This is a genomic window from Pseudomonas zanjanensis (assembly GCF_014268745.2).
Taxonomy (GTDB): domain Bacteria; phylum Pseudomonadota; class Gammaproteobacteria; order Pseudomonadales; family Pseudomonadaceae; genus Aquipseudomonas; species Aquipseudomonas zanjanensis.
Genome location: NZ_JABWRB020000001.1, coordinates 3,245,522 through 3,266,459 on the forward strand (window position 1 = coordinate 3,245,522; position 20,938 = coordinate 3,266,459).

Annotated in this window: 16 protein-coding genes and 5 tRNA genes; 7 read left to right on the plus strand and 14 right to left on the minus strand. The window is 61.3% G+C overall.

Annotation, left to right across the window (positions count from 1 at the left end; translation table 11 throughout):
* Positions 1–142 precede the first annotated feature (142 nt).
* Together HU715_RS13780 and HU715_RS13785 are read left to right on the plus strand one after the other, a co-directional pair.
* On the plus strand, positions 143–1,033 hold the full coding sequence (locus HU715_RS13780; protein WP_186707435.1) for a LysR family transcriptional regulator: 891 nt from the start codon (positions 143–145) through the stop codon (positions 1,031–1,033).
* Between the two features lie 71 nt (positions 1,034–1,104).
* Positions 1,105–4,383: a PAS domain S-box protein gene (locus HU715_RS13785; protein WP_186707434.1), complete on the plus strand. Its 3,279-nt coding sequence runs from the start codon at positions 1,105–1,107 to the stop codon at positions 4,381–4,383.
* Positions 4,384–4,608: 225 nt separating this feature from the next.
* Here HU715_RS13785 and HU715_RS13790 read toward each other — a convergent pair whose 3' ends face one another.
* The 11 genes from HU715_RS13790 to uvrB all read right to left on the minus strand — a co-directional run bounded on the left by HU715_RS13790 (position 4,609) and on the right by uvrB (position 13,130).
* Entirely contained in the window at positions 4,609–5,061 is a 453-nt protein-coding gene (locus tag HU715_RS13790) for an Hsp20 family protein (RefSeq protein ID WP_186707433.1), read from the minus strand.
* A gap of 120 nt (positions 5,062–5,181) precedes the next feature.
* Positions 5,182–6,141: a tRNA dihydrouridine synthase gene (locus tag HU715_RS13795; protein WP_186707432.1), complete on the minus strand. Its 960-nt coding sequence runs from the start codon at positions 6,139–6,141 to the stop codon at positions 5,182–5,184.
* A 515-nt stretch (positions 6,142–6,656) separates the two neighbouring features.
* Positions 6,657–7,106, minus strand: a complete 450-nt coding sequence (locus tag HU715_RS13800) for an acyl-CoA thioesterase (protein ID WP_186708733.1) — start codon at positions 7,104–7,106, stop codon at positions 6,657–6,659.
* A gap of 45 nt (positions 7,107–7,151) precedes the next feature.
* Positions 7,152–7,985, minus strand: a complete 834-nt coding sequence (locus tag HU715_RS13805; protein WP_186708730.1) for an alpha/beta fold hydrolase — start codon at positions 7,983–7,985, stop codon at positions 7,152–7,154.
* A 28-nt stretch (positions 7,986–8,013) separates the two neighbouring features.
* Positions 8,014–8,553, minus strand: coding sequence for a TetR/AcrR family transcriptional regulator (locus tag HU715_RS13810; RefSeq protein WP_058546579.1), 540 nt, complete (start codon positions 8,551–8,553; stop codon positions 8,014–8,016).
* Between the two features lie 179 nt (positions 8,554–8,732).
* Positions 8,733–8,808, minus strand: a tRNA-Glu gene (locus tag HU715_RS13815).
* A gap of 75 nt (positions 8,809–8,883) precedes the next feature.
* Positions 8,884–8,959, minus strand: a tRNA-Ala gene (locus HU715_RS13820).
* 53 nt (positions 8,960–9,012) lie between these two features.
* Positions 9,013–9,088, minus strand: a tRNA-Glu gene (locus tag HU715_RS13825).
* A gap of 79 nt (positions 9,089–9,167) precedes the next feature.
* Positions 9,168–9,243: transfer RNA gene (locus HU715_RS13830), tRNA-Ala, on the minus strand.
* A gap of 146 nt (positions 9,244–9,389) precedes the next feature.
* Complete coding sequence (gene gltX, locus HU715_RS13835) at positions 9,390–10,871, minus strand: glutamate--tRNA ligase (protein WP_186708727.1); 1,482 nt, start codon at positions 10,869–10,871, stop codon at positions 9,390–9,392.
* A gap of 243 nt (positions 10,872–11,114) precedes the next feature.
* Positions 11,115–13,130: an excinuclease ABC subunit UvrB gene (gene uvrB, locus HU715_RS13840; RefSeq protein ID WP_186708725.1), complete on the minus strand. Its 2,016-nt coding sequence runs from the start codon at positions 13,128–13,130 to the stop codon at positions 11,115–11,117.
* A gap of 332 nt (positions 13,131–13,462) precedes the next feature.
* Here uvrB and HU715_RS13845 point away from each other — a divergent pair, with 332 nt between their 5' ends.
* Positions 13,463–14,659: an amino acid aminotransferase gene (locus HU715_RS13845; RefSeq protein WP_186708724.1), complete on the plus strand. Its 1,197-nt coding sequence runs from the start codon at positions 13,463–13,465 to the stop codon at positions 14,657–14,659.
* A gap of 306 nt (positions 14,660–14,965) precedes the next feature.
* Here HU715_RS13845 and HU715_RS13850 read toward each other — a convergent pair whose 3' ends face one another.
* A complete protein-coding gene (locus HU715_RS13850) occupies positions 14,966–15,193 on the minus strand; it encodes a hypothetical protein (protein WP_014337443.1) in 228 nt (75 codons plus the stop codon).
* A gap of 235 nt (positions 15,194–15,428) precedes the next feature.
* Between HU715_RS13850 and HU715_RS13855 the strand changes: the two genes are divergently transcribed.
* The 3 genes from HU715_RS13855 (at position 15,429) to HU715_RS13865 (ending at position 16,219) form a co-directional block, all read left to right on the plus strand.
* A tRNA-Asn gene (locus tag HU715_RS13855) sits at positions 15,429–15,504 on the plus strand.
* A gap of 248 nt (positions 15,505–15,752) precedes the next feature.
* Positions 15,753–15,947, plus strand: coding sequence for a hypothetical protein (locus HU715_RS13860; RefSeq protein ID WP_003203896.1), 195 nt, complete (start codon positions 15,753–15,755; stop codon positions 15,945–15,947).
* Positions 15,948–16,036: 89 nt separating this feature from the next.
* The gene (locus HU715_RS13865) at positions 16,037–16,219 is read left to right on the plus strand and encodes a hypothetical protein (RefSeq protein WP_186708722.1); all 183 of its coding nucleotides are present in this window, start codon (positions 16,037–16,039) and stop codon (positions 16,217–16,219) included.
* On the opposite strand, the gene HU715_RS13870 is transcribed toward HU715_RS13865, so the two are convergent.
* A complete protein-coding gene (locus HU715_RS13870; RefSeq protein WP_186708721.1) occupies positions 16,216–17,277 on the minus strand; it encodes an AI-2E family transporter in 1,062 nt (353 codons plus the stop codon). The genes HU715_RS13865 and HU715_RS13870 overlap by 4 nt on opposite strands.
* Before the next feature lie 148 nt (positions 17,278–17,425).
* Here HU715_RS13870 and trhP point away from each other — a divergent pair, with 148 nt between their 5' ends.
* Positions 17,426–18,751 carry a prephenate-dependent tRNA uridine(34) hydroxylase TrhP gene (gene trhP / locus HU715_RS13875; RefSeq protein WP_186708720.1) on the plus strand — a complete coding sequence of 442 codons (1,326 nt, stop codon included), beginning with the start codon at positions 17,426–17,428 and terminating at the stop codon, positions 18,749–18,751.
* 272 nt (positions 18,752–19,023) lie between these two features.
* Here trhP and ctpM read toward each other — a convergent pair whose 3' ends face one another.
* Positions 19,024–20,703 carry a methyl-accepting chemotaxis protein CtpM gene (gene ctpM, locus HU715_RS27780; protein ID WP_186708719.1) on the minus strand — a complete coding sequence of 560 codons (1,680 nt, stop codon included), beginning with the start codon at positions 20,701–20,703 and terminating at the stop codon, positions 19,024–19,026.
* Positions 20,704–20,938 lie beyond the last annotated feature (235 nt).

The following is a 20,938-nucleotide window of genomic DNA, read 5'->3' on the forward strand; positions in this document are numbered from 1 at the left end:
TCAGCTTGTTTCTATGCCCCGGGCCTTGAACGAATCAATAACCCCTTGGCTTGTGAGGCTGATCCTATGGGGTTACATTAAATAACTCAAATTCATATTTTTCATGCTTTGCATAACCAACTGGAATCCAACCGGAACCGCCATGGACCTCGCCAACCTCAATGCTTTTATTGCCATCGCCGAGACGGGCAGTTTCTCCGGCGCCGGCGAACGCCTGCACCTGACCCAGCCGGCCATCAGCAAGCGTATTGCCGGTCTTGAGCAGCAGCTCAAGGTGCGCCTGTTCGACCGCTTGGGTCGTGAAGTGGGCCTGACGGAGGCCGGCCGAGCCCTGTTGCCAAGGGCTTATCAGATCCTCAACGTGCTCGACGACACCCGCCGCGCCCTGACCAACCTGACCGGCGAAGTGACCGGGCGCCTGACCCTCGCCACCAGCCACCACATCGGCCTGCATCGCCTGCCGCCTTTACTGAGAGAGTTCACACGCCGCTATCCCCAGGTGGCGCTGGACATCCAGTTCCTGGATTCGGAAGTGGCCTACGAAGAAATCCTCCATGGCCGGGCGGAACTGGCCGTCATCACCCTCGCCCCCGAACCCCACACGCTGGTACGGGCCACGCCGGTGTGGGACGACCCCCTGGATTTCGTGGTCGCCCCGGAGCATGCCTTGCTGGAGAAGGGCGCGGTGAGCCTGGCGGACATCGCCTTGCATCCGGCGGTGTTCCCCGGGGGCAACACCTTTACCCATCACATCGTTCAACGGCTGTTCGAGGCCCAGGGCCTGACGCCGAACATCGCCATGAGCACGAATTATCTGGAAACCATAAAGATGATGGTCTCCATCGGCCTGGCCTGGAGCGTCCTGCCGCGCACCATGCTCGATGAACAGGTGGCGCGCATTCCTTTACCGGGCATACAGCTCAGTCGCCAGCTAGGCTATATCTTGCACACCGAACGGACGCTATCGAACGCCGCACGGGCTTTCATGGCCTTACTGGACGCACAAATCGATTTGCCAAGGAAAAAGGCATAGGTTGTGCCACGCCCGTAGGGCCTTGAATGCTTGTGCTTAATGCCCACACCCGCTCAAGGCTCGCTAGAAAAATGCCCAAACCCGCAGACCATCTCCCGCCCCTGCCGCGCATCCAGGCGCTCGACCCGAAGCGGTCCGAGCAAAGCTGGGACAGCGCGCCACAGTTGCTGGCCGCCCTGAACGGCGCCCGGCTGGGCGCCTGGTCGTGGGACATCGAGAGCGGACGGATCAGTTGGTCCCGCGGCACCCAGGCGCTGTTCGGCTTCGATCCGCGCCAGCCGTTGCCAGCCGACGTGGACTATCTCGACCTGCTGTTGCCCGAAGACCGGGCCAGGGCCGTGCGCGCCTTTCATGCGGCAGTGGCCGGGGCGCCGCTGGAACAGGCGATGCACCATCGCATCGTCTGGCCCGACGGCAGCCTGCACTGGCTGGAGATCAGTGGCAGCGTGCTGCCCGACAAACACGGTCGTCCGCGCATGATCGGGGTGATTCGCGAAATCACCCATCAGCGCGAGCGGGAACAGGCGCTGCGCAGCTCGGAAAAACGCTTCGCCACGCTCTTTCATCTGTGCCCGAACATGGTCCTGCTGACCCGCCAGGAAGACGGCCTGATCAGCGAGGCCAACCAGTATTTCGAAAGCCTGTTCGGTTGGCCGGTGCATGACGTGATCGGCCGCACCACACTGGAGCTGGGTTTGTGGGTTGACCCCAGGCAGCGGGCGAAACTGGTGGAGGCGACCAAGGCCAAGGGTGAACTGATCAGCATGGAAGTGGAATTCCGGGCCAGCAACGGTCAGATCCATAACGGGATTCTCAGTGCGCAGAAAGTCGAACTCGAAGGCCAGCCGTACCTGCTGAGCACCTTCCTCGACACCACCGAGCGCAAACTCGCCGAGCAGGCGCTCAAGGACAGCCAGGAACGCCTGGACCTGGCCCTCGATTCGGCGCAACTGGGCACCTGGGACTGGCACATCCCCAGCGGCATGCTCTACGGCTCGGCCCGGGCCGCGCAGCTCCATGGCCTGGAACCCAAGCCGTTCCACGAATCGTTTGATGCGTTTTTCGAAGGGGTCCCCACGGAAGAACGCAATAACATGCGCAACGCCTACCGCAGCCTGCGGGAAGGCCCGGCGGGCAACTACCAGCTGACCTACCGCGTGCAACTGCCGGACGGCAGCTCGCGCTACCTGGAAAGCCGCGCCCGCCTCTACCGCAACAACGACGGCAGCCCCTTGCGCATGGCCGGGACCTTGCTGGACATCACCGACCAGGTGGAACGCGAACAGAGCCTGGCCGCTTCGGAAGAGAAATTCGCCACGCTGTTCCAGGTCAGTCCCGACCCGATCTGCGTCACCCACCAGGACAGTGGTCGGTTCCTCGAGATCAACTCCAGCTTCACCCAGACTTTTGGCTGGACCACCCGCGACGTGATCGGCCTCAGTGCCGACCAAATTGGCCTCTGGGATGCCTCGGGCAGCAGCCTGCAACGCATCGAACGGGTGATCCGTGAACAATCGCTGAACAATGTCGCCATCGTCGTTCACCATAAGGACGGCCAGCCGCTGACCTGCGTGATTTCCAGCCGGCAAATCAACGTTGGCAACCAGCCGTGCATCGTCACGACCTTGCGCGACATCACGCAGCAGCAACGCTCCGAAGCCGCCCTCAAGGCCAGCGAGGAGAAATTCGCCAAGGCGTTTCATTCCAGCCCCGACGCCATCACCATCACCGAACTCGAAAGCGGCCGCTACCTGGAGGTCAATGACGGCTTCTGCCGGCTGACCGGCTACCGCGCCGACGAAGTGATCGGGCGTACGGTCCACGAAGTGGGCATCTGGGCCGAAGAAAAACAGCGCGCCGCCCTGCTGGCCGAACTGCAACTCAAGGGTCGTGTAGTCCACCAGGAAATGCTCGGGCGCAATAAACGAGGGGAAATCCTTACGGTGGAGGTCTCGGTCGAGCCCATCACCCTCAATGAAACCGCCTGCCTGCTGCTGACCGCCCGGGACGTCAGCCTGCTGCGCAACGCCGAAGCCCAGATCCGTCACCTGGCCTATCACGACTCGCTGACCAACCTGCCCAACCGGGCCTTGCTGTTGGACCGCCTGAGCCAGCAGATCGCCCTGCTCAAGCGTCACAACTTGCGGGGTGCCCTGCTGTTTCTCGACCTGGACCACTTCAAGCACATCAACGACTCCCTCGGTCACCCGGTGGGCGATACCGTGCTTAAAATCATCACCGCCCGCCTGGAAGCCAGCGTGCGCCTGGAAGACACCGTTGCACGACTGGGCGGCGACGAGTTCGTGGTCTTGCTCAGTGGCCTGGAAGGCTCGCGCAGCCAGGTCAGCAAGCAAGTGCAGACCCTGGCCGACACCCTGCGTGAACTGCTCTCGGAACCCATGTTTCTCGATGGCCAACGCCTGCAGGTCACGCCTAGCATCGGCATCGCGCTGATCCCCGACCACGGTTCCACGCCCACCGATTTGCTCAAGCGCGCGGACATCGCGCTGTACCGCGCCAAGGATTCGGGACGCAACACCTCGCAGATGTTTCACAACACCATGCAAAAAGCTGCCAGCGAACGGCTGCGCATGGAAACCGATCTGCGCCAGGCCCTGGCCCGCGGCGAGTTCAGCCTGCATTTCCAGCCTCAGGTCGATGCCAGGGACAACCGCATCGTCGGCGCCGAAGCCCTGGTGCGCTGGCACCACCCGGAACTCGGCGCCCAGTCGCCCAATGAATTCATCAAAGTGCTGGAAGACAGCGGCCTGATCCTCGAAGTCGGGACCTGGATCCTCGATGAAGCCTGCGACGGCTTCAAGCAACTGATCGCCAAGGGCAAGATCGACCCGCAGCGATTCAGCCTGTGCGTCAACATCAGCCCACGGCAGTTCCGCCAGAGTGACTTCGTCGAACGCATCGAAAACAGCCTGGCCCACCACGGCCTGCCTTGCTCGCTGCTGAAACTGGAGATCACAGAAGGCATCGTGATCCAGAACCTCGACGACACCATCGCCAAGATGCGCCGGCTCAAGAAATTGGGGGTGAGCTTCGCCATGGACGATTTCGGTACCGGTTATTCGTCGCTGACCTACCTCAAGCGCCTGCCGGTGGACACGCTGAAAATCGACCAGTCATTCGTGCGCGACGCCACCAGCGACCCCAACGACGCCGAAATCATCCGCGCTATCGTCGCCATGGCCCGCAGCCTCAACCTGATAATGATTGCCGAAGGCGTGGAGACCCTGGAGCAATTGCACTTCCTGCAAGGGCTCGATTGCCATTTGTACCAGGGTTACCTGCACAGTCGGCCGTTGCCGCTGGAGGCGTTTGAGCGGTTGTTGCCGTAGGCGTTCGGAATGGGAGCTTTTGTGGCGAGGGAGCTTGCTCCCGCTGGGCTGCGCAGCGGCCCCAAAAATAGAAGATTCGCCTCAGACCAGCATGACGCACCGAGTTGACTGGTTTCAGGGGCGCTTCGCGCCCAGCGGGAGCAAGCTCCCTCGCCACAATTAACCTGGCAATCACTCCAAAATGAAGAAGGGCGCCATATGGCGCCCTTCTTCAGTTGCGATGCATCAGTTTTGCAGCGCGGGTTGCTGCTGCGTCCCGTTGATCGGGATGCGCTTGGCTTTCGCCTCTTCCGGAACCACTCGCAACAGGTCGATGCTCAACAGACCGTTACGCAGGCCAGCGGACTTGATCTCGATATGGTCCGCCAACCGGAAGGACAGCTTGAACGCACGCTGGGCAATGCCCTGGTGCAGGAAAGTGACGCTGTCGTTGCTGGCTTCACGCTTGCCGCCACTGATGGTCAGCACACCTTTTTCCACTTGCAGGTCCAGGTCTTCTTCCTGAAACCCGGCGGCGGCGACCACGATGCGGTACTCGTCATCACCGTGTTTTTCCACGTTGTAGGGTGGATAGCTGCTGCCTGGTTCGTTGCGCAGGGCGGTTTCGAACAAATCGTTGAAACGGTCGAAGCCTACCGAGGAACGGAACAGGGGGGCCAGCGAAAATGCAGTACTCATGATTCAAATCTCCTGAAAAATTCAGCAAGGTTTTTTGTCTCCGCGACCCGAATTCGGCATCGCGTAACCCCTATCTAGGGTCCGCCAAACACTTTTCAAGAGGTTTTTCTGAAATTTTTTTCAGGCCGCTTCGGTGCGCTGAACTCCCAGCAAATGCCCCACCGCGTCGAGGTCGGTTTCCCGGCGCAGGGCGGTAAACAGCGCCACCGCTTCGGGGTAATTGCGGGTCAACATCGCCAGCCACTGCTTCAGACGGCCCGGCGCCTGGCGAGGAGTGAGTTGCTCGACCACTTGCACCCAGAAGTCGTGGAGCATCGGTTGCAGCTCGGCCCAGGACATCTCGACCACCTCTTCGCCAGCCCGGGCGGCGGCGATCTGCCGGGCCAGGTCAGGGCGGGAAACGAGGCCGCGACCGAGCATGATGTCCTCAACGCCGCTGATTTCGCGGCAACGGCGCCAATCCTCGACACTCCAGATATCGCCATTGGCGAACACCGGCACCTTGACCACTTCCTGGACGCGGGGGATCCACTCCCAATGGGCTGGGGGTTTGTAGCCGTCGACCTTGGTTCGCGCATGCACCACGATATGCGCCGCGCCGCCTTCTGCCAACGCCGTGGCACAGACCAATGCACCGTCCGGGCTATCGAAACCCAGGCGCATCTTGGCCGTGACGGGAATGTGTTTCGGCACGGCGCGGCGCACGTGCTCGACAATTTCGTTAAGCAGTTCCGGTTCCTTGAGCAATACCGCCCCACCCCGGGATTTGTTCACCGTCTTGGCCGGGCAACCGAAGTTCAGGTCGATCACCTCCGAGCCCAATTCACACGCCAACGCGGCGTTTTCCGCCAGGCATACCGGATCGGAGCCGAGCAACTGCACCCGCAACGGCACGCCGGCAGCCGTTTGGGCACCGGTCAGCAGCTCAGGAGCGAGCTTGTGGAAATAGGCCGGCGTGAGCAGACGGTCGTTGACGCGGATGAACTCGGTGACACACCAGTCGATACCGCCAACACGGGTCAGGACATCCCGCAGGATGTTGTCGACCAACCCCTCCATGGGCGCCAGGGCAATTTGCATGGAAACACACACTCGAACGAAAAACGTGCGGCAGTTTACCGGATTTTGCCCACATTTCCGGCATCCACCACAAATCCCTCGTGGGAGCGGGCTTGCTCGCGAAAGCGGTGGGTCAGTTTGCCGTGATGCTGGATGGGCTGCCGTCTTCGCGAGCAAGCCCGCTCCCACAGGGTTCCGAGGTGTTCACGGAATTGGAGTCCACCATCAATCCCTGTGGGAGCCGAGCTTGCTCGCGATGGCGGTGGGTCAGCTTGCATTGATGTTGGATGTGCTGCCGTCTTCGCGAGCAGGCTCGCTCCCACACAGATCCTGGAGCGTTCAAAATCCTGCACTCACCACAAATCCCCTGTGGGAGCCGAGCCTGCTCGCGATGGCGGTGGGTCAGCTTGCATTGATGTTGGATGTGCTGCCGTCTTCGCGAGCAGGCTCGCTCCCACAGGGTTCCGAGGTGTTCACGGAATTGGAGTCCACCATCAATCCCTGTGGGAGCCGAGCTTGCTCGCGATGGCGGTGGGTCAGTCCATGAGGAGGCCAGATGAGTTCAGCGCCACGCCATAGCCTTCGATGAACTCCGGCGGCATGCGCTTGGGCCGGCCGCTGGACAGTTCGATGCAAACAAAGGTGGTCTGGGCCCGCAGCAGCGTGGTGTTGTCGCTGGGACGGACCAGTTGGAAATGCCGGGTCATTTTCAGGCGCTGGTCCCAGTCGACGATCCAGGTCGCCAATTGCAGCTCGTCGCCTTCATAGGCGGCCGCCAGGTAATCGATTTCATGCCGCACCACCGCCATGGCCCGATCCAGGCGCCGGTACTCCACCAGATCCAGGCCCAGGCGCTGGGAATGGCGCCAGGCGCAGCGCTCGAGCCAGGTGACGTACACCGCGTTGTTGGCGTGGCCCAGCCCGTCGATGTCTTCGGCATTGACCTGAAGATCAATGATGAATGGCGTTGCCCGATCCCAGCCCATGCCCCTCTCCCGGTCGAATTTGGATCGGGGCAGTGTACCGGATGCTCAAGCCGATTGCCGCGCTTGCAGGCTGCGACCGGCCAGCAGTGATAACACGCCATCAATGACACGAGGATCGGCCAGCACCCGCTGATGCCCGCCCTGCGGCAGTCGCAGCAAGCGACTGTCGAACCAGGCCTCATGAATCAACTGCGACTCCTTGACCGAAACCGATGTGTCGTCCTCGGCATGGACGATCAACCCCGGCACGTCCAGCTGATAATGCGCTACATCCATCTTCGAGGCCGGCATGCCCACATCGTTTTCCACCTGGCGAATGAAGGCCGAACGCGCCTTCGGCGGCAGGCCCATCATCCGGGAGAAACCGCGCAGCACCCCAAGAATGCGCGCAGGCGCGGCGATGCTGACCAGCGTCTCGGTACGCAACCCCAGCTGGACGGCCAACATGGCACTGGCGCCGCCCATGGAATGCCCGATCACCGCCTGCAACGGCGGCAGCTCGGCGGCGGCTTCGAGCATGGCCCGGGCGAACAACAGGACATTCGCCTCGCGACCCGGCGAGCGACCATGGGCCGGACCGTCCAGTGCCACGACCGTGTAACCGGCGTCCACCAGGGCCGTGATCAGCGCCGCGAACTGGGTGGGCCGCCCTTCCCAGCCATGCATCAGCAGGACTGCCGGACCTTTGCCCCAGCGTAAGGCCGAGAGACCGAAGCGCAAGGTGACTCGTTGGGACGTCGCCAGCAGCGGCAGTTCCCAATCCCGTGGCGGCAAGTTTCGAGGGCGCATGAACAGCGAGCGCATCTGTTTTGCCACCAAGCCCGGAGCTACCCAACCCAGCGTGCCATTGACGCCACGAATCCAGCTCAACCTGTCCATCGCTCATCTCCAGGGCTTGCGCCTCAGTTCAACGCACCGCCGACTTGGCGGCACGCAGCAAACGATCCGATAACTCTCCCGGGCCCAATGCCCGTGCCAGGGCCAGGCCACCGACCATCAAGGCGATGTCGGCCAAAGCCTTGTCGGCGTCCTCCGGGCTGGCCGCCAATTGCGCAACCATCAACTCGATGTGCTCATTGAGTACTTCACGAAACGCATCCGGCAGCCGCCCGAGTTCACCGACCGACGCCGGGATCGGGCAGGCTTGCTCGGTGGAATCGCGGTGCTTGCGTGACAGATAGAACGCGGCGACCAGGGCGCGCCGCTCTTCGCCTGTCAGCTCGCCGTCCATATCGGCGATCAAGCCGCGGCGGCGATTGAGCAATTGCTTGAAAGCCTCCAGCATCAAGGCATCCTTGCTTTCGAAATGGGCGTAAAAACCGCCCACCGTCAGTCCGGCTGCGCCCATCACCTCGCCCACGCTCGGCTCTGCCGGCCCACGCTGGATCAGCGCGTCGCTGGCGGCCTTGAGAATGCGTTCACGGGTTTGTGCCTTTTTATCGCTCATCGTCGCCTCCGAATATTACGATTGAAATATTATCCATGTAATAATTTTCCGCAAGCGGAAATTTTGACCGCCGGTCAGAAGTGTTTTTCAAGGATAGGAAATTGGCCGAACGCCAGACAAACAAAAGGGCCATTCAAGAATTGAATGACCCTTATAAAATCCCGCAGAGCGGGTAATCGTGGCGTCCCCTAGGGGACTCGAACCCCTGTTACCGCCGTGAAAGGGCGGTGTCCTAGGCCACTAGACGAAGGGGACACAAACCTTCTAACGTGATCAGTGCTGAGAGCTGATCGCTTCAAGGCCGGTGTGGCCAGACCTTGAAGTGTAAATTGGTGGAGCTAGACGGGATCGAACCGTCGACCTCTTGCATGCCATGCAAGCGCTCTCCCAGCTGAGCTATAGCCCCGGATTTTTCGCCTCGCGGCGGAGCGACATCTTGCAACATCGCTTCTGTAAAACTGGCGTCCCCTAGGGGACTCGAACCCCTGTTACCGCCGTGAAAGGGCGGTGTCCTAGGCCACTAGACGAAGGGGACGCAAACCCTTCTATACAACTGATCAACGCTGAGTGTTGATCGCTTCAAGGCCGGTGTGGCCAGGCCTTGAAGTGTAAATTGGTGGAGCTAGACGGGATCGAACCGTCGACCTCTTGCATGCCATGCAAGCGCTCTCCCAGCTGAGCTATAGCCCCTCATCGCTGAGGACGGGGCGAATCTTAAGGGCGTATCGGAGGGCTGTCAAATTTATTTTCAACAAATTTGAAAATTTTTTGCCGGGATAACAATCACTTACCGACAAACCCCGGAAAACCGGGGTATGTCCTGCCTCATGGAGCGCTTAGGCGATCGCGCCCAGCAGTTTTTCCCACTCCTTGTTTTCCTTCTTCGACACGCCACCGAGCAGATCGATGGCCTGGCGCAGACGGAAACGGGTCAGGTCCGGCCCGAGGATTTCCATCGCATCGAGCACCGAAACCGAGCTGGCCTGGCCGGTAATGGCGGCGAACATCAGCGGCATGGCATCGCGCAATTTCAACTCCAGCGACTCCACCACGGCCTGGATGGTCGCGGTGATGCTGTCCTTCTCCCACTGACGCAGACTTTCCAGCTTCCACAGGATCAGTTGCATCAACTGGCGCACCTGGTCGCCGGAGAGCTTCTTGGATTCGAATAACTTCACGTCCGGCGTCACACCACCGGCGAAGAAGAAACCGGCCAGCGGGGCGATCTGGCTGAAGGTCTCTACCCTGCCCTGCACATGGGGAGCGATCTTCATCATGTACTCAGGGTTCAATGCCCACTTCTGCACGCGAGCGGCAAACTCTTCCACCGGCAGGTCCCGCAGCCACTGGCCGTTGAGCCACGACAGCTTCTCGACGTCGAAGATCGGCCCGCCCAGGGAGACGCGCGACAGGTCGAAGTGCTCGACCATTTCCTGCAACGAGAACTTCTCGCGTTCGTCCGGCATCGACCAGCCCATGCGGCCCAGGTAGTTGAGCATGGCCTCGGGCATGAAGCCCATGCGCTCGTAGAAGGTCACCGAGGTCGGGTTCTTGCGCTTGGACAGCTTGCTCTTGTCCGGGTTACGCAGCAGCGGCATGTAGCACAGCTGCGGCTGTTCCCAGCCAAAGTATTCGTAGAGCAGGATCAGTTTCGGCGCCGACGGCAGCCATTCCTCACCGCGCAGGACGTGGGTGATGCCCATCAAGTGATCGTCGACCACGTTGGCCAGGAAGTACGTCGGCAGGCCATCGGTCTTCATCAGCACTTGCATGTCCATGCGATCCCACGGGATCTCGACATCGCCACGCAGCATGTCCGGCACGACGCAGACGCCCTCGGTCGGTACTTTCATGCGAATCACGTGGGGCTCGCCAGCGGCCAGGCGACGGGCGACTTCTTCCTTGGACAGCAGCAGCGCCCGGCCGTCGTAGCGCGGGGTTTCGCCACGGGCCATTTGCTCGGCGCGCATCTGGTCCAGTTCTTCGGCGGTGCAGAAGCAAGGGAACGCATGCCCCATGTCCACCAACTGCTGGCAGTACTGCTTGTAGATCTCGCCGCGCTCGCTCTGGCGATACGGGCCGTGCGGGCCGCCGACGTCCGGGCCTTCGCTCCAGTCGATCCCCAACCAGCGCAGGGCATCGAAGATCTGCTGTTCGGACTCGCGGGTCGAACGCAACTGGTCGGTGTCCTCGATCCGCAGGATGAACTCGCCGCCATGCTGCTTGGCAAAGCAATAGTTGAACAAAGCGATATAGGCGGTGCCGACATGGGGATCGCCAGTAGGCGAAGGCGCGATGCGGGTGCGGACGGTGGTCATGGCATGTCTCGGAAAGAAGATAAAAGCGAAGATCGAACAGGGGGCGAATGGTAACAGGCGATGGCGGGCGGGCTCCAGTGAGAGCGGGATTTGTGTGGCATCTCTCAGACCGAGTCGCCTCCTTCGCGAGCAAGCCCGCTCCCACAGGAGATCGCATGCAGCCTGGACGACTCGGTCAACTGTGGGAGCGGGCTTGCTCCGGGCGGCGTTCCGACGAAGAGGCCATCGAAACCACCGCAAAACTCAAACGGTCAGCAACCGCTCCCGCAACTTGCCAATCTCATCGCGCAATTGCGCCGCCGCCTCGAACTCCAGGTCCCGGGCCAGTTGGTACATCTTCTCTTCCAACTGCCGGATACGCTTGGTGATTTCGCTCGGCGAGCGCAGTTCGGCCTCGTAGCGGGCGCTCTCTTCGGCGGCCTTGGCCATGCCCTTGCGCTTCTTGCTGCGTGAGCCGGGCACGGTGGCGCCTTCCATGATGTCGGCGACGTCCTTGAACACGCCCTTGGGGGTGATGCCGTTGGCCAGGTTGAAGGCGATCTGCTTGTCGCGGCGGCGCTCGGTCTCGCCGATGGCCCGCTCCATGGAACCGGTGATGCGGTCGGCATACAGGATCGCCCGGCCATTGAGGTTACGTGCCGCGCGACCAATGGTCTGGATCAACGAACGCTCGGAACGCAGGAAACCTTCCTTGTCCGCATCGAGAATCGCCACCAGCGACACTTCCGGCATGTCCAGGCCTTCGCGCAGCAGGTTGATGCCCACCAGTACATCGAAGGTGCCCAGGCGCAGGTCACGGATGATCTCGACCCGCTCCACCGTGTCGATGTCCGAGTGCAGGTAACGCACCCGCACGCCATGGTCGGCCAGGTAGTCGGTGAGGTCTTCGGCCATGCGCTTGGTCAGCGTGGTGACCAGCACCCGCTCCTCCACCGCCACGCGCTTGGTGATTTCCGACAGCAGGTCATCGACCTGGGTCAGGGCCGGACGCACCTCGACTTGTGGGTCCACCAGCCCAGTCGGCCGTACCACTTGCTCGACGACGCGACCGGCATGCTCGGCCTCGTAGTTGCCAGGCGTGGCCGAGACGAAAATCGTCTGCGGGCTCACGCTCTCCCATTCGTCAAAACGCATCGGCCGGTTGTCCAGGGCCGAGGGCAGGCGGAAACCGTACTCCACCAGTGTTTCCTTGCGCGAACGGTCGCCTTTGTACATGGCGCCAACCTGGGGCACGCTGACGTGGGATTCGTCGATCACCAGCAAGGCATCGGCGGGCAAGTAGTCATACAACGTAGGCGGCGGCGCACCCGCCGGGCGACCCGACAAGTAGCGCGAGTAGTTTTCGATGCCGTTGCAGTAGCCAAGCTCCAGGATCATCTCCAGGTCGAAGCGGGTGCGTTGTTCCAGGCGCTGGGCTTCCACCAACTTGTTGTTCGAACGCAGGTACTCCAAGCGCTCCTGCAACTCGACCTTGATCCCTTCGATGGCGTCCAGCAGGGTTTCCCGAGGCGTCACGTAGTGGCTCTTGGGGTAGAAAGTGAAGCGGGGCAACTTGCGGATCACTTCGCCGGTCAGCGGGTCGAACGCCGAGAGGCTCTCCACTTCATCGTCGAACAGCTCGATGCGGATCGCTTCCAGGTCCGATTCCGCCGGGTAGATGTCGATCACATCGCCGCGCACCCGGAACGTCGCCCGGGCGAAATCCATGTCGTTGCGGGTGTACTGCAAGTCCGCCAGGCGACGCAGCAAGGCACGCTGGTCGAGTTTGTCGCCGCGGTCCACGTGCAGCACCATCTTCAGGTAGGTTTCCGGGCTGCCCAGGCCGTAGATGCACGACACCGTGGTGACGATGATCGCGTCCTTGCGCTCGAGCAACGCCTTGGTCGCCGACAGTCGCATCTGTTCGATGTGGTCGTTGATCGAGGCATCCTTCTCGATGAAGGTGTCCGAGGACGGCACATAGGCCTCGGGCTGGTAGTAGTCGTAGTAGGAAACGAAGTACTCCACGGCGTTGTTCGGGAAAAACGCCTTGAACTCACCATAGAGCTGCGCCGCCAGGGTCTTGTTCGGCGCCAGTACCAGGGTCGGGCGCTGCACCTGGGCGATCACATTGGCGATGCTGAAGGTCTTGCCCGAACCGGTCACACCGAGCAACGTCTGGTGCGCCAGCCCGGCCTCGATACCCTCGACCATCAGGCGGATGGCTTCCGGCTGATCGCCGGCGGGCTGGAAGCGGGTGACTAGCTGGAATTCAGACATGACATAACCTCTGGATTCACCCCTGTCGGCCAGCCGACAGGAACGAGAAAGACCGAAACGACTGATGTCGCCCGAGGAAAAAGCTGGGATGCACACAATGTGGAGGTGAATGCCTTCGCTTTCAAGACGAACGTCCTACACGCCTTGAAGACTTTGACGCGGCGAGAGGACTAACGGTCGAAAAAAATCGAAAAAACTTACCGTAAAAGCCGAATCGCCTGTCGCCGTGCCGGGTGATGGCCTCTATACTAGCTCCCCGTTTGTGCACCGCTCTAGTGCATTCGGCTGGAGCGCCACACGTCCCCTCACTCTCCATTCAGAGCCGCGCACTAATGAGCCTGTTTTCCGCTGTCGAATTGGCACCCCGCGACCCCATCCTGGGCCTCAACGAAGCTTTCAACGCCGACACCCGTACCAATAAGGTGAACCTGGGCGTGGGTGTTTACTGCAACGAGGAAGGGCGCATTCCATTGCTGCGCGCCGTTGTCGAAGCCGAGACGATTCGCGTGGCTCAGCACGTTTCCCGTGGTTACCTGCCAATCGACGGCATTGCCGCCTACGACCAGGCCGTACAGACCCTGCTGTTCGGCAAGGACTCGGCGCTGATCGCTTCCGGCCGCGTCATCACCACCCAAGCCGTGGGCGGCACCGGCGCACTGAAGATCGGTGCCGACTTCCTCAAGCAACTGCTGCCTGACGCCGTCGTCGCCATCAGCGACCCGAGCTGGGAAAACCACCGCGCCCTGTTCGAAACCGCCGGCTTCCCGGTGCAGAACTACCGCTACTACGACGCCGCCACCCACGACGTGAACCGCAGCGGCCTGCTGGAAGACCTCAACGCCCTGCCCGACCGTTCGATCGTTGTGCTGCACGCTTGCTGCCACAACCCGACCGGCGTGGACCTGAGCCCGGAAGACTGGAAAAACGTGCTGGCGGTCGTCAAGGCCAAGAACCACGTACCGTTCCTGGACATGGCCTACCAGGGCTTTGGCGAAGGCATCGATGAAGACGCGGCGGCTGTACGCCTGTTCGCCGAGTCGGGGCTGACCTTCTTTGCCTCCAGCTCGTTCTCCAAATCGTTCTCGTTGTACGGCGAGCGCGTTGGCGCCCTGTCGATCGTCAGTGAATCGAAGGAAGAAAGCGCCCGCGTGCTGTCCCAGGTCAAACGCGTGATCCGCACCAACTACTCCAACCCGCCAACCCACGGCGCCAGCATCGTCGCCGCTGTGCTCAACAGCCCCGAGCTGCGCGCGCAATGGGAAGCCGAACTGGCCGAAATGCGCCTGCGGATTCGCGGCATGCGCGACCAGATGGTCGACATGCTGGCCAAGGCCGCCCCGCACCACGACTTCAGCTTCGTCGCCCGCCAGAGCGGGATGTTCTCCTACTCCGGCCTGACCGTTGAACAAGTGACGCGCCTGCGCAACGAGTTTGGTATCTATGCCCTGGACACCGGTCGCATCTGCGTGGCCGCGCTGAACCAGAACAACATCGATGCGGTGACCAAGGCCATCGTCCAGGTGATCTGACGCCTCGACGCTGGATGAAAAAACGGGAAGCCATTGGCTTCCCTTTTTTTGACCCGATGTTTTTGTGGCCTGCTTCTGTAGCCTGCTTCTGTAGCCTGCTTCTGTGGTTTTGTTTCTGTGGCGAGGGAGCTTGCTCCCGCTGGGCTGCGCAGCAGCCCTAAAACCAACCACCTCGGTATTTCAGACTGATTTAACCAAGCATTTTGGGGCTGCTTCGCAGCCCAGCGGGAGCAAGCTCCCTCGCCACAAAAGCAAAACCACAAAAACAAAACCACAAAAGCACCGGGCACGACACTCTGGCTGAAGCTACAGCTCCGTAGCCCGCTGGCTCGCCGCATCGTCATAGATGACATACAACGACTCGGCCACTTGGCTCTTGATCGCCTTGGTGCTTTCCAACCCCAGGACAAACCCCTCGGCCTTGCCACCGGCGCGATTCAGCGCCTCGGCGGTGCTGGCCTGGGTAATGGCGTCGTACAGTTTCTCGGCATGAGGCCCCACGCCCTTGGGCAAACTGATCTGGGCGGTACTCACAGGCACACCTCGGCGCGACGGGCTGTGTGAAGGGGTAACAGATGGTTCATGGCGCGTACCTCAATGTCGGCGAATGGCCGGCAGTGCGTCCTGCCACTTCCGGGCAACCATGGTAGCCCTCTCCTGCCCATGCGGTAACTGCCAATCGTTGATTGTCCTTCAATGGGCAGCAGGAATGCGCCGCCCGGCAATAGACGCTTGACTTCTCTTTTCCAATCAGTAACATACGCGCCATTCCGCGATAGCTCAGTTGGTAGAGCAAGTGACTGTTAATCACTGGGTCCCTGGTTCGAGTCCAGGTCGTGGAGCCAGACAGCAACACACAAGAAGCCCCTGGTTCGAAAGATCCAGGGGCTTTTTTGTGGGCAAAAAACAGGTGGATGGCCATATAAGCCTGGCCGAGGTCGCTGCCGGAACAACAATCCGGCACCAAAAAGGCAATATGGTCCGGATCCTGCTTTCTTTTTCCGACAACCCAAGCTGTCACGTGAGCGTCATGACAGGGCCGCACACTGGTCCTGTCCGCCAACAACAGCTTCATAAAAACAAGGACGAAGGTATGCCCACACAAAACCCCCATCGCATTGTCGGCCTGTGCACCTCCAGCAAGGTGTACAACGTACTGACCGAACTCAAGCAACTGGAAGGCCACCGCAGCGCCAAATTCCTTTCCCTGCTGGCGGAAAACCTGGTGCGCAAGGGCCTGCTCAATGAGCAGGAAGTGGTGCACATGCTCGATCTGGTCGTCGATTGAGCGGCATCGATTCCTACTATTGAGCCAGTTGATTTTCCGTCCTTCCCCCTGAGCCTTAAGGTAACCCCATCGATTGATGGAGGTTTCCCATGCCCAAGGTTCAAATCATGTCTGTCATTGGCAGCGCCGTCCCCGCCCCACTCCGGGAGCTCGGGTTGCTGGCCTGCTGGTATCTGGTGCAGGACGGCGTGACCATCAGCGGCCCGCTGACTTCACTGCCCGCCGCCGAGGCGCTGTCACAACGTATCGGCCCCTACCTGATGAACGCCTAGGGCAGTTGCACACGCGGCGAGCCCTCGACAAACAAGGCCCAGCACGACATGAACAACGCCGCGATCAGCGGCCCGATCACGAAGCCGTTCAGTCCGAACACCGCCAGCCCACCCAGTGTCGAGACCAGCACCAGATAGTCGGGCATCTTGGTGTCCTTGCCCACCAGGATCGGTCGCAGGAAATTGTCCACCAGGCCAATCACGAACACCCCGAACAACGTCAGCACCACGCCCTGCCAAATCGCTCCCGAGAGCAGGAAATACACCGCCACCGGCGCCCAGACAAGACCTGCCCCCACCGCAGGCAACAATGACAGGAACGCCATCAGCACCGCCCAGGGCAATACCGTAGGGATCCCCAGGATCCAGAAGATCAGCCCACCCAGCGCACCTTGGGTAATGGCGACCAACAGGTTGCCTTTCACGGTAGCCCGCACCACCCGATTGAATTTCAACTGCAAGCGGCGTTTTTGATGTTCCGCCAAGGGAATGGCCGTGCGCACCTTGCGCACCAGCTCCGCACCGTCGCGCAGAAAGAAGAACAGCAGATAGAGCATCACGAAGAAGCTGACCAGGAACTGAAAGGTACCCTGACCGAAACTGAAGGCCTGGGTGGCGAAGAATTCGCTGCCTTGCATCGCGCTCTTGACGATCTTGTCACGCAAGCCGTTCAGGTTGCCCAGGCCGAAGCGGTCCAGCAGGTGCTGGAAGTACGGCGGCAAGGCATCCTTGAAGCGGGCCAGGTAATCGGCAATGTCCAGCTCTCCGCTTTCCAGGCTCTTGTACAGCGCCGCTCCCTCCTGGACCAGCAACATGCTGATGACGATCACCGGCAGGATCGCGATGACCACACAGATGCTCAAGGTGAACAACGATGTGAGATTGCGGTGCCAACCGAACTTGAACTGCAGGCGGCGCTGCATCGGCGCAAAGACGATACCCAGGATCACCGCCCAGAATACCGCCCCGTAGAACGGCAGCAGAATCCAGATAAAGGCGACCGTGACCAGCACCAGCAGCAACATCTGGGCTTTGTTTTGCAGCATCTTTCGATTCATCAGCTTTCCATGTCCAAAGGCGGGATACACATTAGTCAGCCAGGACTCGCCGGAGTGCCATCACGCTTGCGTTGTGCCCTTGATCCAAGTCAATAAGGCCTGGCCGGCCCTGGCGTACCCTCCGCGCTTTTTGCGACCCGACCCCACCATGACCCTCGCCGCCCCCGAACTGCTGGCACCCGCCGGCACCCTGAAAAACATGCGTTATGCCTTCGCCTACGGTGCCGACGCGGTGTACGCCGGCCAGCCGCGCTACAGCCTGCGGGTGCGCAACAACGAATTCGACCACGGGAACCTGGCCTTGGGCATCGCCGAAGCCCAGGCCATGGGCAAGCGCTTCTACGTGGTGGTGAACATTGCCCCGCACAACGCCAAGCTGCGGACCTTCCTCAAAGACCTCGAACCGGTGATTGCCATGGCGCCGGACGCGCTGATCATGTCCGACCCGGGGTTGATCATGCTGGTTCGCCGGCATTTTCCGCAGATGCCGATTCACCTGTCGGTGCAGGCCAACACGGTGAACTGGGCAAGCGTTGAGTTCTGGCAGCAGCAGGGCTTGAGCCGGATCATCCTGTCCCGGGAACTGTCCCTGGAAGAAATCGCCGAGATTCGCGAGCAAGTCCCGGCCATGGAGCTGGAAGTGTTCGTCCATGGGGCGCTGTGCATGGCCTATTCGGGGCGCTGCCTGCTGTCCGGTTATATGAACAAGCGCGACGCCAACCAGGGCAGCTGCACCAACGCCTGCCGCTGGAAATACTCGGCGCAGCCGGCGGTGGAAAATGCCGTGGGCGACATTGTGCAGAGCTATCGGCCCGAACCGACCCTGGGCCTCGGCGCGCCCACCGACCAGGTGTTTCTGCTCCAGGAAGCCAATCGCCCGGACGAGTCCATGCCGGCCTTCGAGGACGAGCACGGCACCTACATCATGAACGCCAAGGACCTGCGGGCCGTGCAACACGTCGAGCGCCTGGCGCGCATGGGCGTGCATTCCTTGAAGATCGAAGGCCGGACCAAGTCGCATTTCTATTGCGCGCGCACCACCCAGGTGTATCGCCGGGCCGTCGATGATGCGGTGGCCGGCCGGGAATTCGACCGCAGCCTGATGACCGACCTGGAGTCCCTGGCCCAGCGTGGCTACACCGAAGGCTTCCTGAGACGCCACGTGCATGACGAATACCAGAACTACCAGAACGGCAGCTCAGTGTCGGAGCGCCAGCAGTTCGTCGGCGAACTGACCGGCGAACGGCGCGAACGCCTGGCCGAAGTGCGGGTGAAGAACCGTTTTGGCCTGGGTGATCACATGGAACTGATGACCCCCAAGGGCAACTTTCACTTCGACCTGCATCAGTTGCAGGACATCAAGGGCCAGGCCATCGAAGTGGCACCGGGGGATGGGCATGTGGTGTACGTGCCGATCCCGGATGCGGTGGATCTGCGGTTTGGGTTGTTGATGCGGGATGTGCGTGAGCCATAGTCGCCACCGAACAAATGTGGGAGCGGGCTTGCTCGCGAAGGCGGTGTGTCAGAAGTGAATACATTGGCTGACACACCGTATTCGCGAGCAAGCCCGCTCCCACAGGGGATTTGTGGTGGACACAAGATTCTGCATGCCACAAATCTTTAGCTCCCGGCAGAAACTGCCGAAGGCTGCGATCCTCCGCTTCCGATAGGGCCTGGTAGCCCAGGCGAAAACATCTGGATCGAGAGCGAAAGATCGCAGCCTTCGGCAGCTCCTGCTGCTCCGGGTCAGATGCGGAACTGCCCCACCAGTTGACCCAGGCGCTGGCCCAGGTCGGCCAGGCTGCGGGACGTCTGGGCGCCGAGTTGGGTTTCGTCGGCGACGCTGTCCACGGCCACGGCGATCTGATGCACGCTGCGGTTGATTTCTTCGGCCACGGCAGTCTGTTCTTCGGCGGCGCTGGCGATCTGGGCGTTCATCGAGTTGATGGTGCCGATCAACTGCGCCATGGTGTCCAGGGACGCGCCCGCCTCGTTGGCCCGTTCCGAGGTGCCATCGCCGGCCTCGCTGGAACGACGCATCGCTTCCACTGCCGCGTGGGTGCCCGATTGCAGCCGGTCGATCATGCCCTGGATTTCCTGGGTACTTTGCTGGGTCCGGCTGGCCAGGGCCCGCACTTCATCGGCCACCACCGCGAACCCACGCCCCGCCTCGCCGGCACGCGCGGCCTCGATGGCGGCGTTGAGGGCCAGCAGGTTGGTCTGCTCGGCGATCGAACGAATCACCCCGAGCACACTGACAATCGAGGCCACATCTTGCTGCAGGCTGTCCAAGGACACGCCGCTGCTGCGGATATCGTTCACCAGCGCATGAATCTGTTGGATGCTGCCAGCCACCACGCGCTTGGCCGATTGGCCTTCTTCGTCGGTCTGCTGGGCCGCGACGGCAGCGCCCTGGGCACTGCGAGCGACTTCCTGGGCCGCCGAGGACATCTCGTTGATCGCCGTGGCGACCTGATCGGTTTCGTGGCGTTGACGCTCCATCGCCTGCTCGGAGCGCTGGGCCTGCTCGGAGACTTGGGTCACCAGGCCGGTCAGTTGCGAGGTCATGTCGGTGATCTGCCGCACCAGGCCGTGGATCTTGTCGACGAAGCGGTTGAACGAACCGGCCAGTTGGCCCAGTTCATCCTGGCTGGTAATCGCCAGGCGCCGGGTCAGGTCACCCTCGCCCGCCGCGATGTCATCGAGGTTGTCTTTCATCAGGTGCAGGGGGCGCAGGATCGTGTTGGCGAGCACCAGGCCCACCACCGCAATCACCAGCAACACCACGGCGGCGATCCCGACGATGCTCAGTACCACGCCTTGCAGGCGATCGTGGACCTTGGCTTCCACCAGCGCCACCTGGGCTTCGATGCCGTCCAGGTTGACTGAACTACCAACCGCCAGGTCCCACTTGGGCAGGTATTCGGTGTAGCCGAGCTTGGGCACCAGGTCCTTGCTGCCGGGCAGCGGCGAGCTGTATTCCAGGTAATGCGTGCCGTCCTTGGCGACTTTCACCAGGTCGCGGTTGACGTAGACACCGTTCGGATCGCGGTTGTCCTTGAAGCTCTTGCCCACGCCATCGGGGCTGTTGGCCTTGAACAGACGAATGGTCTCGGAATCGTAGCCGAAGAAATAGCCGTCCTTGCCGTAGCTGATGTTCGACAGCAGCTTGATGGCCTGGGCGCGCGCCTCGTTATCACCCGGCGCGGCGGCATCGTAGAGCGGCTTGATCGCGGTCAGGCCCACCGCCACGTAGTTCTGCAGCGTGGCCTTGGCCTCGCTGAGCAGGCGCTCGCGGGTTTGCTGGACTTCTTTACTCGCTTGTTCCTTCAAGATGAAAGCCGTGGTCAGGCTGATGATCACGGCGGACAGCAATACCGGCAGTATCGCAAGGGACAGGACTTTAGCCTTCAGGCTCAGGCGCATGCTGTTCACTCTTGTTGGTGTTATTGGCGTGGTTAGCTGTATTAACGGCAGCGCACGGCAAAACTGTAGGACAAGGTGAACGGTCAGCTGGCAGAGTCGCTGGATTCAAGGGCCTCTTCGCGAGCAAGCCCGCTCCCACAAGGGATTGCTGGTGTACACATATTCTGTGTTCACAGCAGATCCAGTGTGGGAGCGGGCTTGCTCGCGAAGGTTGCGACTCAGTCCTTGAGTCTTG

Bases quoted from the DNA above. Each gene is read 5' to 3' on its own strand.
- HU715_RS13800 (WP_186708733.1), bottom strand. From the start codon at position 7,106: ATGGGCTGGGATCGGGCAACGCCATTCATCATTGATCTTCAGGTCAAT.
- HU715_RS13860 (WP_003203896.1), top strand. From the start codon at position 15,753: ATGCCCACACAAAACCCCCATCGCATTGTCGGCCTGTGCACCTCCAGC.
- HU715_RS13870 (WP_186708721.1), bottom strand. From the start codon at position 17,277: ATGAATCGAAAGATGCTGCAAAACAAAGCCCAGATGTTGCTGCTGGTG.
- HU715_RS13805 (WP_186708730.1), bottom strand. From the start codon at position 7,985: ATGGACAGGTTGAGCTGGATTCGTGGCGTCAATGGCACGCTGGGTTGG.
- HU715_RS13780 (WP_186707435.1), top strand. From the start codon at position 143: ATGGACCTCGCCAACCTCAATGCTTTTATTGCCATCGCCGAGACGGGC.
- HU715_RS13845 (WP_186708724.1), top strand. From the start codon at position 13,463: ATGAGCCTGTTTTCCGCTGTCGAATTGGCACCCCGCGACCCCATCCTG.
- HU715_RS13795 (WP_186707432.1), bottom strand. From the start codon at position 6,141: ATGCAAATTGCCCTGGCGCCCATGGAGGGGTTGGTCGACAACATCCTG.
- ctpM (WP_186708719.1), bottom strand. From the start codon at position 20,703: ATGCGCCTGAGCCTGAAGGCTAAAGTCCTGTCCCTTGCGATACTGCCG.
- gltX (WP_186708727.1), bottom strand. From the start codon at position 10,871: ATGACCACCGTCCGCACCCGCATCGCGCCTTCGCCTACTGGCGATCCC.
- uvrB (WP_186708725.1), bottom strand. From the start codon at position 13,130: ATGTCTGAATTCCAGCTAGTCACCCGCTTCCAGCCCGCCGGCGATCAG.
- HU715_RS13785 (WP_186707434.1), top strand. From the start codon at position 1,105: ATGCCCAAACCCGCAGACCATCTCCCGCCCCTGCCGCGCATCCAGGCG.
- trhP (WP_186708720.1), top strand. From the start codon at position 17,426: ATGACCCTCGCCGCCCCCGAACTGCTGGCACCCGCCGGCACCCTGAAA.
- HU715_RS13865 (WP_186708722.1), top strand. From the start codon at position 16,037: ATGCCCAAGGTTCAAATCATGTCTGTCATTGGCAGCGCCGTCCCCGCC.
- HU715_RS13790 (WP_186707433.1), bottom strand. From the start codon at position 5,061: ATGAGTACTGCATTTTCGCTGGCCCCCCTGTTCCGTTCCTCGGTAGGC.
- HU715_RS13810 (WP_058546579.1), bottom strand. From the start codon at position 8,553: ATGAGCGATAAAAAGGCACAAACCCGTGAACGCATTCTCAAGGCCGCC.